General features: G+C 70.1%; 15 protein-coding genes. 6 read left to right on the top strand and 9 right to left on the bottom strand.

Features of this window, described 5'->3' with window-relative positions; translation table 11 throughout:
• Positions 1-364 precede the first annotated feature (364 nt).
• Positions 365-829 carry an Lrp/AsnC family transcriptional regulator gene (locus AWQ71_RS15050; RefSeq protein WP_067133093.1) on the bottom strand — a complete coding sequence of 155 codons (465 nt, stop codon included), beginning with the start codon at positions 827-829 and terminating at the stop codon, positions 365-367.
• Between the two features lie 132 nt (positions 830-961).
• On the opposite strand from AWQ71_RS15050, the gene AWQ71_RS15045 reads away from it, so the two are divergent.
• Positions 962-1,846, top strand: coding sequence for a phenylalanine 4-monooxygenase (locus AWQ71_RS15045; protein WP_067133090.1), 885 nt, complete (start codon positions 962-964; stop codon positions 1,844-1,846).
• 220 nt (positions 1,847-2,066) lie between these two features.
• Here the strand turns inward: AWQ71_RS15045 and AWQ71_RS15040 are convergent, their stop codons facing one another.
• The 6 genes from AWQ71_RS15040 to AWQ71_RS15015 form a co-directional block, all read right to left on the bottom strand.
• Positions 2,067-3,542, bottom strand: coding sequence for a phosphodiester glycosidase family protein (locus AWQ71_RS15040; protein WP_067133088.1), 1,476 nt, complete (start codon positions 3,540-3,542; stop codon positions 2,067-2,069).
• A gap of 155 nt (positions 3,543-3,697) precedes the next feature.
• The gene (locus tag AWQ71_RS15035; protein WP_067133085.1) at positions 3,698-3,910 is read right to left on the bottom strand and encodes a hypothetical protein; all 213 of its coding nucleotides are present in this window, start codon (positions 3,908-3,910) and stop codon (positions 3,698-3,700) included.
• A 98-nt stretch (positions 3,911-4,008) separates the two neighbouring features.
• A complete protein-coding gene (locus tag AWQ71_RS15030) occupies positions 4,009-4,356 on the bottom strand; it encodes a cupin domain-containing protein (RefSeq protein ID WP_157570357.1) in 348 nt (115 codons plus the stop codon).
• Positions 4,353-5,414: a DmpA family aminopeptidase gene (locus tag AWQ71_RS15025; protein ID WP_067133082.1), complete on the bottom strand. Its 1,062-nt coding sequence runs from the start codon at positions 5,412-5,414 to the stop codon at positions 4,353-4,355. Before AWQ71_RS15025 ends, AWQ71_RS15030 begins: the two co-directional genes overlap by 4 nt.
• Positions 5,411-7,021 (bottom strand): PucR family transcriptional regulator, encoded by a 1,611-nt coding sequence (locus tag AWQ71_RS15020; protein WP_067133195.1) that lies wholly within the window; start codon positions 7,019-7,021, stop codon positions 5,411-5,413. Before AWQ71_RS15020 ends, AWQ71_RS15025 begins: the two co-directional genes overlap by 4 nt.
• A gap of 84 nt (positions 7,022-7,105) precedes the next feature.
• Positions 7,106-7,900: a TetR/AcrR family transcriptional regulator gene (locus tag AWQ71_RS15015; RefSeq protein WP_084258904.1), complete on the bottom strand. Its 795-nt coding sequence runs from the start codon at positions 7,898-7,900 to the stop codon at positions 7,106-7,108.
• Positions 7,901-7,985: 85 nt separating this feature from the next.
• Between AWQ71_RS15015 and AWQ71_RS15010 the strand changes: the two genes are divergently transcribed.
• From AWQ71_RS15010 to AWQ71_RS15000, 3 genes are all read left to right on the top strand, one after another.
• On the top strand, positions 7,986-9,473 hold the full coding sequence (locus AWQ71_RS15010) for an MFS transporter (protein WP_067133076.1): 1,488 nt from the start codon (positions 7,986-7,988) through the stop codon (positions 9,471-9,473).
• Between the two features lie 165 nt (positions 9,474-9,638).
• Positions 9,639-10,934 carry an aspartate aminotransferase family protein gene (locus AWQ71_RS15005; RefSeq protein WP_067133073.1) on the top strand — a complete coding sequence of 432 codons (1,296 nt, stop codon included), beginning with the start codon at positions 9,639-9,641 and terminating at the stop codon, positions 10,932-10,934.
• On the top strand, positions 10,921-12,426 hold the full coding sequence (locus AWQ71_RS15000) for a CoA-acylating methylmalonate-semialdehyde dehydrogenase (RefSeq protein ID WP_067133070.1): 1,506 nt from the start codon (positions 10,921-10,923) through the stop codon (positions 12,424-12,426). Before AWQ71_RS15005 ends, AWQ71_RS15000 begins: the two co-directional genes overlap by 14 nt.
• Before the next feature lie 59 nt (positions 12,427-12,485).
• On the opposite strand, the gene AWQ71_RS14995 is transcribed toward AWQ71_RS15000, so the two are convergent.
• The gene (locus tag AWQ71_RS14995; RefSeq protein ID WP_067133067.1) at positions 12,486-13,277 is read right to left on the bottom strand and encodes an SAM-dependent methyltransferase; all 792 of its coding nucleotides are present in this window, start codon (positions 13,275-13,277) and stop codon (positions 12,486-12,488) included.
• Between the two features lie 128 nt (positions 13,278-13,405).
• Here AWQ71_RS14995 and AWQ71_RS14990 point away from each other — a divergent pair, with 128 nt between their 5' ends.
• Both AWQ71_RS14990 and AWQ71_RS14985 read left to right on the top strand, forming a co-directional pair.
• The gene (locus AWQ71_RS14990) at positions 13,406-14,731 is read left to right on the top strand and encodes an MFS transporter (protein WP_169806568.1); all 1,326 of its coding nucleotides are present in this window, start codon (positions 13,406-13,408) and stop codon (positions 14,729-14,731) included.
• Positions 14,732-14,834: 103 nt separating this feature from the next.
• Positions 14,835-16,208 (top strand): extracellular solute-binding protein, encoded by a 1,374-nt coding sequence (locus tag AWQ71_RS14985; protein WP_157570356.1) that lies wholly within the window; start codon positions 14,835-14,837, stop codon positions 16,206-16,208.
• A 21-nt stretch (positions 16,209-16,229) separates the two neighbouring features.
• Here AWQ71_RS14985 and AWQ71_RS14980 read toward each other — a convergent pair whose 3' ends face one another.
• Positions 16,230-16,442, bottom strand: a complete 213-nt coding sequence (locus AWQ71_RS14980; RefSeq protein WP_373282394.1) for a hypothetical protein — start codon at positions 16,440-16,442, stop codon at positions 16,230-16,232.
• Between the last annotated feature and the right edge of the window lie 25 nt (positions 16,443-16,467).

Raw genomic sequence — 16,467 nt, 5'->3', positions numbered from 1 at the left:
GGCGGGGGTTGCGGAGGCCGGCGTAGGACCGTGCCATGTACCACCGTGCCCGCGATGGCCGCGGGAGCGGCATCCCGGGGGCGTAACTATCACGGCCGGCCGGAGCAGCCCCCGCCGCAGCGCCTACGGACCTCAGCCCTGCGCAACGCCTACGGACCTCAGCCCTGCGCAGCGCCTACGGACCTCAGCCCTGCGCAACGCCGAGAAGGCTCAGCTCTGCGCAGCGCCTACGGCCCCAGGCGTGGCGGCGGCGTTACAGGCTTTAGCCCTGCGTAACGCCGAAGAGGCTCAGCGCTCAGCCACGGCAGGTCCTATGGCCCCAGGCGGCAGCAGCGCCGAAGAGGCTCAGCGCCGTGCGATGGGGTCACGGTGACACGGCCGCGGTGAGCAAGGGGGTGATGCGGTACGGGATCTGGGTGGAGAGGGCGATCGTCGTGTCCGTGCGCTGGACGGCGGGCGAGGCGAGGATGCGGGCGATGATCTCCTGGAGGTGTGGCGTGTTGCGGGCGACCACCCGGCAGAGGAGGTCGGCTTGGCCGCTCGTGCCGTACACCTCGAGGATTTCGGGGATCACGTGGAGTGCCTCGACGGCTTCGGCGAGCTTGCCCTGGGCGATCTGGAGCGACGCGAAGGCGAGGATCGGATAGCCGATCTCCTCGGTCATCACGGTGGGTCCGAAGTCGCCGATCACGCCCCGGGCGGTGAGCTTCTCCAGGCGGGCCTGGACCGTGCCGCGGGCGACGCCGAGGAGGCGGGAGAGCTCGGTCAGCCCGATCCTCGGGTTGTCACGCATCGTGATCAAGAGCTTGCTGTCCAGAGCGTCGAGCATGAAGCTGACGTTACGCCGACACTGTGCGATTTGACCAGTCAAAAGCGGATAACGATGGCGATATTGAACGGTCCGTGTACTTGGACTGGTCGCTCTTGCCAGCCGAAAGCCGACTTGCTGTCATATCTAAGTATGTTCGAGGAAGCCCAATACTTCGCTCCCGTCGCCAAGCGGGAAGACGGCTCGGTCACCGTGGAGTTGGCGTCCAGCCACCCCGGATTCGCCGACGCGGTCTACCGTGAGCGGCGCAACGCCATCGCCGCCCTGGCGCTGAACTATCAGCTGGGCGATCCCGTCCCGCACGCGGAGTACACCGAGGAAGAGCATCAGGTGTGGGCTCTGGTGTCACGGGAACTGGCGGCCAAACACCAGCGGTACGCGATCAGGGAGTTCCTGGACGCGACCGAGCGGCTGGGGTTGCCGAAGGATCACATCCCCCAGCTTCAGGAGGTCAGTGACCGCCTCTATCCGCTCACCGGGTTCCGCTACATCCCAGCGGCGGGTCTCGTCCCGCTACGGGAGTTCTACGGCGTGCTGGCGGACGGATACTTCCACTCGACCCAGTACATCCGGCACCATTCCGTCCCGTTCTACACTCCGGAGCCGGACATCATCCACGAGGTGATCGGTCACGCGAACACGCTGGCCTCGGACCGGTTCGCGGAGCTGTACCGGGTCGCGGGTGGGGCGGCGCGGAGGGTCGAGAGCGAGGACGCCCTCCAGTTCGTCTCGAAGGTCTTCTGGTTCACGCTGGAGTTCGGCGTGATGCGGGAGGCGTCGGAGCTGAAGGCGTACGGCGCGGGGATTCTCAGCTCGTACGGCGAGATCGAGGAGTTCAGGGGCATGGACATCCGGCCGCTCGATCTCAAGGCCATGGGAACGACGGAGTACGACATCACGAAGTATCAGGACGTGTTGTTCGAGGCGATGTCGTTCGACCAGCTCGAAGACGTCGTGGGGTCCTTCTGGGCGACATGCGACGACGACAGCATCGCGCGCCTCCTCGCTGACGGCTGAGCCACCGGAACGGCGGTCGCCGCGCCGGAGCGGTGGTCGACATCCTGGAGCGGCGGTGGACACCCTGGATCGACACACTGGAACCGCGGTCTGACCCGCCCCGGAACAGGCGTACTGGAACAGCGGCTGAACCGTCGGGAGAACGGATAGCGGCTCCTCGGGCACCGGCTGGGGCCGGGCCGAGGAGCCGCCGTGGCGTCGTCAGTGGCTCGTGCGGGCCTTACTCGGGCAGGACGAGCAGAGCGTCGCCGACACCGCGCTCGACGCCGTCGGACGGGCGGTTGACGACCTTCTTGCCGATCACCATGACGCTGGAACCGCCGCCGTCCAGGTTGATCGCGTCGCGGGCGCCCAGCCAGCGCATGATCTGCGCCGCCTCGATGAAGGACGCGCCGACGCTCTTGCCCGGGTCCCGGCCGTCGACCACGGCGAGGATCAGCTTCCCGGACGCGGTCACTCCGGCGAGGGTGCGGGGGTGGCGGCGCAGGATCATGTTGACGTTGGCCATGCCGTCCCGGTTCGCGGTGATCGCGGTCTGGCCACCGCGGACCAGGCCGATCGCGCCGGCGATGACGCTGGTCTCCGGGGTGAGCGGGATCGTCCTCCTGGTCCGCAGGTCGGTGATGGTGGTCGTCACCTGGACGGTGGCGCCCTCCTCGGCGTACTCCCACAGCCAGTCGGCGGCGGCGCCGACGCCGTGCAGGACACGAGTGCCGCGCGTGACGGCGGCGCCGGGGGAGCGCACCGCGATGACCTTGCCCGAGGCGTCGAGCACGACTTCGGTGCCGTCGTCCTTGGGGGTCTTGGCGCCGAACTCCTCGGTGTACATGACCAGCTCGTCGGGCTTGGCGACCCGGTTCACCCCCGCGACGACGGCCTTGGTGCCACCGGCGTTCGCGACGACGCTGGAGGAGAGCTCGGTGATGCGGGCCGTGCGGCCCTTGAGGACGATGCCGATGCGGCCGGCGACGGCTTCGCTGAGCAGCTTTCCGTTGACGACGGAGAGGCCGGTCGGGTCGCCACGCAGGTTCTTGAGGGTGTGGATGTCGAAGAACCCGCCGTTGACGGCGACCGTGGCTCCGGCGGCCTTGGCCATCGAGGAGACCGTTTCACGCTTGGCGACGCTGACGCCGAGGGAGGACCGGAACGAGCCACGGAAGGTGCGCGGGTCGATCGTGACCACCCGCATCGACCAGGGGCCGGAGGTCTGGAAGCCGTCGTCGCCGGTGTAGTCGACCTTGGAGCTGATGCCGGCCTTCTTCAGCTCCTTCACGACCTTGGCGGCCTCGTCCTTGTCCTTGAGGGACCAGGAGCCGACGTGGACCGACCAGAAGTCGGCGGCGGGGAAGTCGGCGACGGCGGGCCGGGTGAACTTCACGATGACCGGCGTCATCCCGGCGTCCTGGACGGCGACCGCCTGGGTCTGCGCGGTGGCCTCGGTCATGAAGTCCTTGCCCCCGGCGATGACGCTGACCGTGTAGCCGTCCTTGGAGGTGCCGTGCTTCACGGTGAAGTAGTCGATGCCGGGGCCGAGGGACTTGTGCGCCGACTTGGGGACGCCGGCCTGGCCGAGGGGGAATGCGGTCGTGGGCAGGCCGGTGACCGGAGCGGCGACGGCGCTGGACGTGGTCAGCCCGACAAGCGTCGGCATCCCGACGGCCAGGGCGGCGGCGCCGGCGATCAGGCGGCGTTTCATTGCGGTCTCTCCCATTCGTGGTCCGTGAAATGACCATGGTGGCGAGAAACGCAATGCGACGGGAGCGAAAACCGGTAATTATCGAAAAATGTGGCGAGATTCGCATCCGCAAAATTCCGACAATTACGACACTCTCCCCTAAAGGGGACTAATCGCTAAGGATGGTGGGAGTCGATCTCGCGGGCCCGCTGCATGAACTCCCGCGCCGAGTGCGCCTCGACGTAGACGAGCACGCCGTCCCGGCGGCGGGAGAGCCCCCAGTAGTGCGAGGTGGCCTTGCCCCACCAGATCGTCCATCGGGGGAAGCGGGCGGACAGGGCGCGGACCACGGTGTCCGGACTGATCTCAGGTTCGCTGGTCGTCTGCACCCATCGAGAAAACCACATCGCACCGTGCACGCATCCCTACGGAACGTGGCCGGTGCGATAGGTCTTACACCTGGGTGGGAAAACCGCTCCCGCCGGGGTCAGGATCGGGAGTGGTAGACCTTCCGGAGCGTCTCGTGCACCGTCCAGGTCGTCTTGGCACCCTCGGCGAGCAGGCAGACGTCGCCGGGGCCGACCTCGACGGTCGCCCCGCCCTCGACCTCGATCGTGGCGCGGCCGGTGAGCACGACGAAGATCTCGTCGGCCTCGACGTCGGTGACCACGCCCGGCGTGATCTCCCACACGCCGCGACCCGGGCTGAGCTGCGCCAGCGCCACTCTCGGGTCACCGGAGACGATCTGGCCCGGGTCCAGGTCGTACGGCTCCAGCTCCACGTCGGCGACGGGGAGGGCGATCGCCCCGGCGGCGGCCAGGTTGTCGGAAATCACGTGGTCAGCACCTTTGCCAGAGTGGCCCCATCGAGGCCGGTAATGGTCAGATCGTCGGCTCCGGTCATGGTCTCAGCCGCGACCAGCGCGTTGACGATGGCTTCCTCGGTCGCCTCGATGACCGCGTAGAACAACGGGTCGATGTACTCGTCGGAGAGTGCGGTCACCTGGTACGTGCGCGGCGTGGCCGAGTCCAGCGCCGCAGAGGGGATGTTCCTGTTCCCGGTGGAGAAGCACAGGAAGCCGTCGCCGCTGAAGTTCTCGCCGGCGCCACCGGTCCGGGCGACGCCGAGCCCGGCGCGCTGCGCGAGCCGCCTGCACTGGTGGGGGAGGAGCGGCGCGTCGGTCGCCACGATGCCGATGATCGAACCGGCGCCCTCGTTGGCCACCGGCTTGGCGGGCAGTCGCTCGCCGACGTTGACCCCGTTGACCGTCAGCCGTTCCCTCTTGCCGTGGTTGGCCTGGACGAGGACGCCGACCGTGTAGCCGTCCACGACGCGTGAGGCCGTGCCGATGCCGCCCTTGAAACCGTGGCAGATCATGCCGGTGCCGCCGCCGACCGAGCCTTCGGCGACCGGGCCCCCACTGGCCTCGCGGTACGCCTGGTGGACGTGCTCACGCCGGACGTGCTGGCCGCTGATGTCGTTGAGCCGACCGTCCCAGGTCTCACCCACGACCGGCTGCGACCACGCCGGCTTGCCGGTGGCGGCGATCTCAAGCTCCACCAACGCGTCCCTGACCACGCCCACCGAGGCGGTGTTGGTCAGGGCGATCGGGGAGGTGAGCACCCCGAACTCCTCCAGGACGGGCATGCCGGTGATCTCGCCGCAGCCGTTGAGCCAGTGGAGGCCGGCGTACAGGGGCTCGTCGAAGGTCGAATCCCCGTGAGGGAGGATGACCGTCACTCCGGTGCGGACCGGGCCCTGACCGGTGACCCGGGCTCCCTCGCCACTGATCAGCGTTGTGTGGCCGACACGCACTCCGGCGACGTCGGTGATGGCGTTGTGCGGCCCAGGCGTTCCCGTGCCGATAACGATGCCGTGCTCGCGAGCCCTCAACGGGCCTCCCTTCGAAAGGATTCCAAGGCAAGCAGTGCCACGTGAAGTGACAGGCACGATTCAACATCGTCCAGGTCTGTGTCCAAAACGCGTTCGAGGCGGCGCAGCCGGTCGTAGAACGCCGGCCGGGACAGGTGGGCCTTCTGCGCGGCGACGGCCTTGTTGCGCCCGGCGTCCAGATAGATCCGCAGGATGCGGGTCAGGTCGCCGTTGCGCTGGGCGTCGTGGGCGAGCAGCGTGCCGAGCTCGCGCTCGGCGAAGGTCTGCAACCGGGAGTCGTCGCGCAGCAGGTGGAGCAGGCCGCGCAGCCGCAGGTCGGGCAGCCGGTAGAAGGCCCGCCCGTCGGGCTGGCGCACCGCCACGTCCGCCACCTGCTCGGCTTCGAGGAAGCTGCGTCGTACGTCCCTGATGGACTCGACCACGGAGCCGGCGGCGAGCACGAACGTGCCGGTGTAGGAGGTGCGCAGCCGGTCGGCGAGCGCGTTGAGCGCGGCCTCGGCCGTGAGGCGCGGAGGCAGGGGGATCAGCAGGCCGACGTGGTGCTGGTCCAGTGTGCCGACCAGGGCGGGTAGCTTGGCGTCGCGGCACGCCGCCGCGCCCGCCTCGGCCAGCTCTCCGAGCTGGGCCTGCTCGCCCAGCGCCGTGTCGGTGGGGCCGGTCAGCCGGATGACGGCGCTGACCAGCTTCCGCCCGGTGAGCGGCACGCCGACGGCGCGGGCCCGGGCGGCCGCCTCCTCCGGGTCGGCGTACGCGTGGGTCAGGATGCCGGTGATGATCGTGCCGTGGGCCTGGCGTTCCAGGGACTCCTGGTGGCGTTCGAGCAGACGGCTGAGCGCGAGCGTGGTGGCGGCCCGCTCGGCGAGCACGATGTCGCGGGGGCTGGGCTCGCCGTCGCAGAGCAGGATCAGCCGGCCCCAGTCCTGTCCCCGGGCGCCGACCGTGGTGATCAGCCAGCCCGAGGCCGCGTCGTACGCGGTGCGCTCGTCGGGGGCGACCCCGCGGGAGCGGGTCTCCCAGCTCGCCAGCAGTGTTCCCGTGTCGCGGCCGGCGGTGTCGCAGGCGAGCACCTGGTGGGCGAGGTTCTCCAGCAGGACCGGCCGGCCGGAGAAGCGGGCGACCTGGCCGAGCACCTCGGCCGGGGGCGCGCCCTCGACCGACAGCTCGGTGAACACCTCGTGCAACTGCTCGGACGCCCGCAGCTCCTGGAGCTGGATGTCGATGATCCGGGCGTGCACCGACTCGGTGATCTGCACGAACGGCGTCTCGCGGGCCAGCACGATCAGGGGCAGGCCGTGTTCCTCCGCCGCCTTGACGACCAGGCGGGGCAGCTCGCGCACGAACTTGCGTCCGAGCTCGACCACGAGGCCGGAGGCGCCGACCGAGGCCAGGTCGGCGATGTAGTCAGCGAGCTTGTCGGGCTCGTCGGGCAGGGCGACGCCGGTGGTGAGCACCAGCTCACCGCCGCGCAGCATGGTGGCGATGTCGCTGATCTCGCCGACGTGGACCCAACGCACGCGGGTGTCCAGCCGGTCCGAGCCGGCCACCACCCGTGGGTTGCCACGCCGGACGGCGTCGAGCGCGAGCACGTCGGCGACCGTCGGAAGCATGCCCATGAGGCTACCTGATCATTATGTAAGGCCGATGCGGGCCAGCCTGACAGGATGACGCGGAGTCGACCCGCGTCTCCGCCACTAAGGGCTGGTCCTGGGCGCGTCCTGAGCTGCCCGCTCCCCGCGGACCCGTTCGGTCCCGCGCTCTTCTGGGCCGGTGTCGGGCCGGGGCCGGCGCGCGTCGAGACCGTCGAGCAGTGCGACCAGGCCGTAGTCGAAGGCGATCTGCCGTCCGATCAAGGGATCGATGCCGCTGGCGGTGTAGTCCTTGTACTGTTCGAGCAGGTCGGGGTGCCCGGCGGCCAGTCCCTCGATCGTCGGCATCATCTCGGTCTGGACCTCGCACGGGGAGTCGCCCGAACGGTTCAGCATGCCGCGCCATGCCGCCTCGGGTACGGCGGAGCCGAGGGTGTACGCGACGACGGCCCCGACGGCGAAGTCGATGTCGACGCCCTGGAACCCGGCCTCCTTGCACGCCTTGACCAGCAGGTCCGACATCACCAGCGCGTTCGGCCCGATGCCCGGCAGCACTCCGATGAGCCCGACGGACCACGGGTGCGCGAGGATCGCCCCGCGCAGGCCCCACGCGATGGCCCCCGCGGTCTCGCGCCAGCTCGCCCCGACGGGTGTCGGCACCTCGCGGTAGACCTCGTCCATGGCGAGTTCGAGCAGCTCGTCCTTGTTTGCGACGTGCCAGTAGAGGCTGGTCGCCCCCGCGCCGAGCCGGGCGCCGAGCTTGCGCATGCTCAGCGCGTCGAGCCCCTCCGCGTCGAGCAGTTCGATGGCGGCGCGAACGATCTGGTCGCGGCTGAGCCCCTGCTCACGCCGCCCCTTGCGTTCCCGGGTCCAGACGGAGGTGAAGGGCTTCGCTGACATCATCACAGGATATTTCCTCGCACGGCGTACGAGGTTTATCGTACAGTGTGCGAGCTGAATCGCACACTGTACGAGAGGAAGAACGATGTCACATCCGCGCCGGTGGTGGATCCTCGGCGTTCTCTGCCTGAGCCTGCTTGTCCTCGTCGTGGACAACACCGTGCTCAACCTGGCGATCCCCGCGCTCATGCGGGACCTGGGAGCCAGTCCGTCGGACGTTCAATGGATCATCGATTCGTACGTCCTGGTGTTCGCGGGCCTGCTGCTCACCGCGGGAAGCCTCTCCGACCGATACGGCCGGCGCCGCATGCTCATCGTCGGCCTGGTCTTCTTCGGCGGGGCCTCCGTGCTGGCGATGCTCGCGGGGCAGCCGTGGCAGCTCATCGGCGCGCGGGCGCTGATGGGCGTCGGCGGCTCGTTCATCATGCCGTCCACGCTTTCGATCCTGATCACCGTCTTCGACGAGTCGGAGCGGCGCAAGGCCATCGCCGCCTGGAGCTCGGTCGCGATGCTCGGCGTGATCGCGGGGCCGACGATCGGCGGGTTCCTCCTCCAGCACTACTACTGGGGCTCGGTCTTCCTGCTCAACGTGCCGATCGCCGCGCTCGCCGTCATCGCCGCCGTGGTGCTGATGCCCGAGACGCGCGGTTCGACCCGGAAGATCGACCCCGTGGGCGTCGTCCTGTCGGTCGTCGGCATGGCCGCCCTGGTGTGGGTCGTCATCGTCCTGCCCACCGACGGCCTGGACCCGCTCTCCCTCGCGGTCGCGGTGATCGCGCTCGCCGGGTTCGTGTTCTGGGAGCGCCGGGCCGAGCACCCCATGCTTCCGCTCGGGCTGTTCCGCGACCGGTCGTTCAGCGGCGCCTGCTTCTCCATCGTGCTGCTCTCCTTCGGCTCGGGCGCGCTGATGCTGGCGCTCACGCAGTACCTTCAGTTCGTGCTCGGCTACGAGCCGATGCGCGCGGGGCTCGCGCTGCTGCCGTACGTCGTGGCCGCGCTCGTGTTCAACGGGCTCGGCGCCGGGCTGGGCAAGAAGGTCAGCAACCGCACGCTGATCGTGGTCGGCCTGTTCGTGATGGCCGCCGGGTTCGGCGTGCTCTCCACGCTCACCGGCGGGTATGGCACGCTCATCACCGGCCTGATCGTCATGGGCGTCGGCGGCGGTCTCGCCGGTCCCGCGGCGTACGCGACGTTGATGGGCGCGGTGCCGGCCGAGCACGCGGGCGTCGGGTCCGCGCTGAACGACACCGTCCAGCAGGTCGGCATGGCGCTGTCGGTGGCCGTGCTCGGCAGCGTGCTGGCCGGGGCGTACACCGCGGCGATGCCGGAGTCGGCGCCCGAGGCGGCGCGCGACTCGATCAGCGGAGCGCTGGCTCTGGGAGATCCGTCGATCGTGGCCACGGCCAAGGAGGCGTTCGTGTCGGCCATGTCCGTCGGCTCCCTCGTCGGGGTCGGCTGCTCGCTGGCCGCCGCGGTGGTGGCTCTGCTGGTGCTACGCCGCTCGGCCGCGGCGGGGACGCCGGCGGCCGATGCGCCCGTCGCGGGGGCGCCCACGGCGGGCACGCCGGCCTGACCTGTCGCTTCGCCCAAGGTACGGCCGCTGCGCCCCGGCGGCCGTACCTCTATTTGTCCGGACATGCGGATGTCTTTTCGGAGGTTTCATCATGTAAGGCGGAACATGAGAACGCCGACATGGTGCGGGTGGGAGCGGAGGACGCGAGGCGGGATACTCGACACCATGTCGGACCTTCTTGCCCGCCACCGCGCGGTAATGCCCAACTGGCTCGCTCTGAACTACGAAGAGCCCCTCGAGATCGTCAGCGGCAAGGGCAACCGTGTCGTCGACTCCTCCGGCAAGAGCTACCTCGACTTCTTCATCGGGATCCTGACCAACATGATCGGGTACGACGTGCCCGAGGTGCGCGAGGCCGTCGAGCGGCAGCTCGCCACCGGTGTGGTCCACACGTCCACGGCGTACCTGCTGCGCGGGCAGATCGAGCTGGCCGAGAAGATCGCCAAGCTTTCCGGCATCGAGGACGCCAAGGTCTTCTTCACCAACTCCGGCACCGAGGCGAACGAGACCGCGCTGCTGCTCGCCACCTACGCGCGCAAGTCGGACCAGGTCCTGGCCATGCGGCAGAGCTACCACGGCCGCTCCTTCGGCGCGATCAGCGTCACCAGCAACCGGTCGTGGAAGAACAACTCGCTCTCGCCGCTCAACGTGCACTTCCTGCACGGAACCGACCGGCACCTCGCCCAGTTCCGCGGGATGTCGGACGCCGCCTACATCGAGGCCTGCGTCGACGACCTGCGGCACGTGCTCTCCACCGGCGTGTCGAACAACGTCGCGGCGCTGATCGCCGAGCCGATCCAGGGGGTCGGCGGCTTCACCATGGCCCCCGACGGCCTGTTCGCGGCGTACAAGGAGGTCCTGGACGAGGAGGGCATCCTCCTCATCTCCGACGAGGTCCAGACCGGCTGGGGCCGGACCGGCTCCGCGTTCTTCGGCATCCAGAACCACGGCGTGACGCCCGACATGATGACCTTCGCCAAGGGGCTCGGCAACGGCTTCGCGGTCGGCGGCGTCGTCGCCCGGCGCGACCTGATGGACGGGCCGCACGCGCTCGGCGTGGCCACCTTCGGCGGCAACCCCATCTCGATGGCGGCGGCGAGGGCTACCCTCGACTACGTCCTCGACAACGACCTGCAGGCCAACGCCGCCAAGACGGGCGAGATCATCATCTCCGGCCTGCGCGAGGCCGCGGCCCGGTTGCCGATCGTCAAGGAGGTCCGCGGCAAGGGCCTGATGTTCGCGATCGAACTCATGGACCCGGGCACGAAGGCGCCCGCCCCCGCGCTGGCCGTCCGCTTCATGGAGGAGACCCGCAAGCTCGGTCTGCTCGTCGGCAAGGGCGGCCTGCAGGGCAGCGCGCTCCGCATGGCCCCGCCGCTCACCTTGACCGAGGACGAGGCCCGGGAGGGCCTGGACATCATGATCACCGCTCTGGAGACCGTCAACGATGAAGCACGTTAACCACTGGATCAACGGGACCCGCGTCTCCGGCGGGGGCCGCACCTCCGAGATCTTCAACCCGGCCACGGGCGAGGTCGGCGGCGCCGTCGAGCTCGCGGCCGTCGAGGACGTGGACGCCGCCGTCGAGGCGGCGAAGGCGGCGTTCCCCGCCTGGCGCGACGCGTCGCTGGTCAAGCGGGCCCAGATCCTCTTCCGCTTCCGCGAGCTGCTGGACCGGAACCGCGACGAGCTGGCCGCGCTGATCAGCGCCGAGCACGGCAAGGTGCACTCCGACGCGCTCGGCGAGGTCGCCCGCGGCATCGAGGTCGTGGAGTTCGCCTGCGGCATCCCGCACCTGCTCAAGGGCGGTTTCTCCGAGAACGTCTCCACCCGCGTGGACTCGTACTCCATCCGGCAGCCGCTCGGCGTGGTCGCCGGGATCACGCCGTTCAACTTCCCGGCGATGGTGCCGATGTGGATGTTCCCCGTGGCGATCGCCTGCGGGAACACGTTCATCCTCAAGCCGTCGGAGCGCGACCCCTCCGCGTCGCTGCTGATCGCCGAGCTGTGGAAGCAGGCGGGCCTGCCCGACGGCGTGTTCAACGTCGTCCAGGGCGACAAGGTCGCCGTCGACCGGCTGCTTGAGCACCCCTCCGTCGCGGCCGTCTCCTTCGTCGGCTCGACCCCGATCGCCCGGTACGTGTACGAGACGGGGACCGCGCACGGCAAGCGGGTCCAGGCGCTGGGCGGCGCCAAGAACCACATGCTCGTGCTGCCCGACGCGGACCTGGACCTGGTCGCGGACTCGGCCGTGTCGGCGGGCTTCGGCTCGGCCGGCGAGCGGTGCATGGCGATCTCCGTCGTGCTCGCCGTGGACCCGGTCGGCGACGAGCTGGTGAGCAAGATCGTCGAGCGGGTCGGGAAGCTCACCATCGGCCCCGGCGACCAGCCGACGTCCGAGATGGGCCCGCTGGTCACCGAGGTCCACCGCGACAAGGTGGCCTCCTACATCGACCTCGGCCTGGAGGAGGGCGCCAAGCTCGTGGTCGACGGCCGCGAGACGCCCGTCCAGGGTGGGGCGGCCGCCGCGCAGACCCCGGGCTTCTGGCTCGGCCCCACCGTGCTCGACCACGTCCCGGCCAACTCCCGGGTCCACCGCGAGGAGATCTTCGGCCCGGTCCTGTCCGTCGTGCGGGTCAAGTCGTACGAGGAGGGCCTGGAGCTGATCAACACCGGCGAGTACGGCAACGGCACCGCGATCTTCACCAACGACGGCGGCGCGGCCCGGCGCTTCCAGAACGAGGTGGAGGTCGGCATGGTCGGCATCAACGTGCCGATCCCCGTGCCGATGGCGTTCTACAGCTTCGGCGGCTGGAAGGCGTCGCTCTTCGGCGACACGCACGTCCACGGCACCGAGGGCGTGCACTTCTACACCCGGGGCAAGGTCGTGACGTCGCGCTGGCTCGACCCCTCGCACGGGGGCGTGAACCTCGGCTTCCCGACCAACAAGTAACGGGGCGTACCGGCCGGACGCGCGCCGGGGCGTGGGAACACGCCCCGGCGCGCGTCGCCTTACTTGACGCTGCCGACGCCGCAGAGGAAGTAGGACTTCACCGTCTCCAGGCGCGGCGCGAGCACCGGGCTGTCCGGCCGCCACTCGTGCAGGTTGACCACGCCCGGCTCGACCATGTCCAGGCCGTCGAAGAACGGCTCGATCTCGCTGGACACGCGCGCCACGAACTGCGCGGACGCGCTCCGGTAGATGCCCTCGACCGGGGGGGCGGACTCGGGACGTTCGTCCACCGCCACGTGCGAGATGACCATGTGGCTGCCCGGGGGCAGCGCGCTCCGGACCTGGGCGATGATGCCGAGGGGGTCGTCGGAGTCCGGGATGAAGTGGACGATCGCCAGCAACAGCACGGCGATCGGCTCGTCGAAGTTCAGGTGGCCGCGCACCTCGGGGTGGTTCATGATCTCGTCCGGCTGCCGGAGGTCGCCCTCCACGACGAGCACCTGGGGGCTGTCCTGCAGCAGGGCGCGAGCGTGGACGAGCACCTGCGGGTCGTTGTCCACGTAGACCGTACGGGCCTCGGGGGCTACCTCGGCGACCACCTGGTGCACGTTCTGCTGGGTGGGCAGGCCGGCGCCGATGTCGAGGAACTGGCGGACGCCCTGCTCGGCGAGGAACCGCACCGCGCGCTGCAGGAAGGCGCGGTTCTCCCTGATCCCGATCGGGATCTCCGGCACGTAGCGCAGGACCTGGTCGGCCGCCGCGCGGTCGGAGGGGAAGTTGTCCTTTCCGCCCAGGTAATAGTCGTACATCCGTGCCGCATTGGGAGTATTCGGATCAAACTCGACGCCCATCACGTCCCCTATTCATCGCTGATCCTCGCGCGCCGCGTATCGGGCTGAATTCACTGGAAAAGCTGAGATATCTGGATATCTGAGGAAAAGCTAGCTTATCGGGGTTTTGTGGTGCCATGATCGGGTCCGTGACTTCCCCGCCTCGCGTGCTGGGCGCACAGCTTGCGGACGGCATCTCCAAAGGAAACATGTGGGCTCTGCTGTTCCTCGCGACCGCGGGGACGGCAGTCGTCTCCTTCCTGCCGTCGACCCAGCCGCACATCCTCACCACCATCCTCGGCGTGCCCGAGTCGGAGCAGGGCACGATCGTCGGCCTGCTGACCTCGTCCGCCGAGCTCGCGATGATCCTCAGCCTGGCCTGGTACGGCGCGCTCGCCGACCGATTCGGCCGCCGCCTCATCGTGGTCGGCGGTCTGGCGTTGTGCGCGATCGGTGCACTGCTGTTCCCCTTCGCCGGCAACACCACGGCCCTCGTCGCCCTGAGGGTGATTTTCGGGCTGGGTGTCGCGGCCATCAACGCCATGCTCTCGACGATCGCCATCGACTACGTGCGTGAACGGTCGCGCGGCAAGTCGTACGGGCTCATCGGCGTCTTCGGCGGGCTCGGCGCGCTGATCGCGGTGCTGGCCGTGGCCAAACTGCCGCAGACCATGGAGAAGCGCGGCCTGGATCCGGTGGCGGCGACCCGGGTGTCGTTCCTGCTGATCGCGGCGGGCATCCTGCTCGTGGCCGGCCTCCTCTGGGCGACGCTCTCCCGGGTTCCCGCCGCGGCCACCACCGAGCGCACGCCGCTGACCCGTCTGGTCCGCGAAGGGCTCGTGCTCGGACGCGATCCCGGCGTCGCGCTCTCCTACGCCGCCTCGTTCGTCGCGCGCGCCGACCTCGCCATCGTCGTGAGCTTCCTGTCGCTCTGGATCGTCAAGTACGCGACCGCCGAAGGCGGGCTGTCGAGCGCCGAGGCGCTGGCGAAGGCGGGCGCGGTGGTCGGCATCTCGCAGACCGTCGCGCTGGTGTTCGCGCCCCTCTTCGGCTGGCTGGGCGACCGCATGCGCCGCGAGGACTTGCTCATCCTGGCCCAGTTCATCGGCGCGGGCGCCTACCTGTCGACGCTGCTCGTCAGCGATCCCCTCGGTCCGGGCATGATGATCGTCGCCGTGCTCATCGGCATCGGCGAGATCGCCGGCATCACGACCGCGGGGCCCATGCTGGCGCAGCAGGTTCCCGCCGCGGTGCGAGGGGCGGCGTTCGGGGTGCACACGCTCTGCGGCGCCCTCGGCGTCATGATCATCTCGGCGCTCGGCGGGGCACTCCACGACGCGTGGCGTCCCGCGGGGCCGTTCGTGGTCGCCGGCGTTTTCGGCCTGCTCGTCGCCGTCTTCGGCCTCGTCGTACGGCACCGCATCAAGGCCAGGGCCGACGAGGGGCCCGCGCACGAGGCGCTCACCACGGTCTGAGGGGCGGCCTCAGGGAAGGCGGGACGGGACGGCGGCGCGCGAACGGGGTCGTCCCGCCGCCGCGCCAGTAGGCTCGGGACGTCCGTTTCCTAAGGGGGTCCGAGTGGCGATCCGTCCTGCCCGCCCTTCCCGCCGTGCCCACCCCGCCCGCGCTCCCCGGCGCCCGCGCACCGCCGTGCCGTGCGCCACCATCGCCCTCATCGGACTGCTCGCCGCGGCCTGCGGCGCGACGGAGCCGACGACGGCCGGGATGGCCGCGACCACCCCCTCGACCACCCCCGCCGCCACGGCTGTCACCACGACCGCCGCCACGACGGCGACAGCCACGGCGACGCCGCACTCCCAGGGAGCGGGGACCCCGGCGGCCGGATCCGGGGCCGTGCCGCGGGCGCGCGCTACCGGCCCGTCGCCGAGCCCCACCTCGGCCACGCCGTCCAAACCGGAGAAGGCACCCACGCCGATCGCCTCGACCGGGCCGGGGGAGGGCGCGGTCAACGTCCTCGCGCTCCCCGGATACGTCGAATGGGGCGGCACCGACCCCAAGGTCAACTGGGTGACGCCGTTCCAGGCGAGGACCGGCTGCAAGGTGAACCTGCGCACCTACGACGCCGCCGCGACGGCCGCCGGGGCGCGGCCGCTCGACCCCGGATCGTTCGACGTGGTCGCCGCCCCACCCGAGGTGGCGGGCAAGCTGATCGACGAAGGCTCCGTCGCCCCGCTGAACACCTCGCTGATCGCGGCCTACCCCGACATCCCCAAGCGGCTGCGCCGGCTGGAAACGCGTAAGGGCGACGCGTACGGCGTGCCGTACCTGTGGGGGGTCAACGAGGTCCTCTACGACTCCTCCAAGGAGGGGCCGAGGACGGCGGCGGCACTCTACGGCGGCACCGGCAAGGTCATGCTCAAGGACAGCCCGCTGACGATCGCCGACGCCGCCCTCGTGCTGAAGCGGCGCGGAGCCGACATCGAGGACCCCTTCCAGCTCACGCCGTCCCAGCTCGACGACGCGGTCAAGCTGCTGTCCCTTGGGAAGCCGGCCGGCCGCGTCTACTGGCGTGACCCCATCGAGGTCGTCCAGGGGTTCGCCTCCGGGTCCGTACGGCTCGCCCAGGGCACGCCGTACCAGCGGGACGTGCTGGCCCGAGGCGGCCGGCCGGTGAAGGCGGCGAGCGGGCCGGTGACCGGCTGGGCCGACGCGTGGATGGTCTCCTCGGCGGCCGCCCACCCCTCGTGCGCGTACGAGTGGCTCGACTGGGTCAGCTCGGTGGCGGTGCAGAAGGACGCGGCCGAGTGGGTGGGGCTGGCCCCGGCCAACAGCGAGGCGTGCGCCGGCCGTACGCGGCGGATCTGCGCGGACGACGAGTCGTTCGACGATGTTCACTTCGCCTCGCGCCCGGCGAAGAACTGCGCGGGCGGGGACGGGGTGTGCGTGCCCTATGGCCAGTGGGTCGAGCGCTGGAAGCGCCTCGTGGGCTGATCCCCGGCCTTCGGGGAGCGCTCAGGAGAACGCCCGGCTGCGGCGCTGGAGCGGCACCGCGCCCTCCGGGACGGGCAGCAGCGCCTCGGCGCAGTCGTCGCACGCGTGGACGGGCGCGTCGTCGGGAAGCCGGCCCACCAGAACCCGGGGTCGCGGCCATTTCTTGTGGCACACCACGCAGGCGTCACCTTCGAGTTGGGTCGCGGTCAGGCCCGCGGGGTCGAACGTCGGCACGAGCCTTCCGGCCCCTTTCGGATCC

Origin of the sequence: Microtetraspora malaysiensis, assembly GCF_001528665.1 — a bacterium.
GTDB classification, from domain to species: domain Bacteria; phylum Actinomycetota; class Actinomycetes; order Streptosporangiales; family Streptosporangiaceae; genus Microtetraspora_A; species Microtetraspora_A malaysiensis.
This window is presented reverse-complemented; position numbering and strand designations above follow the sequence as displayed.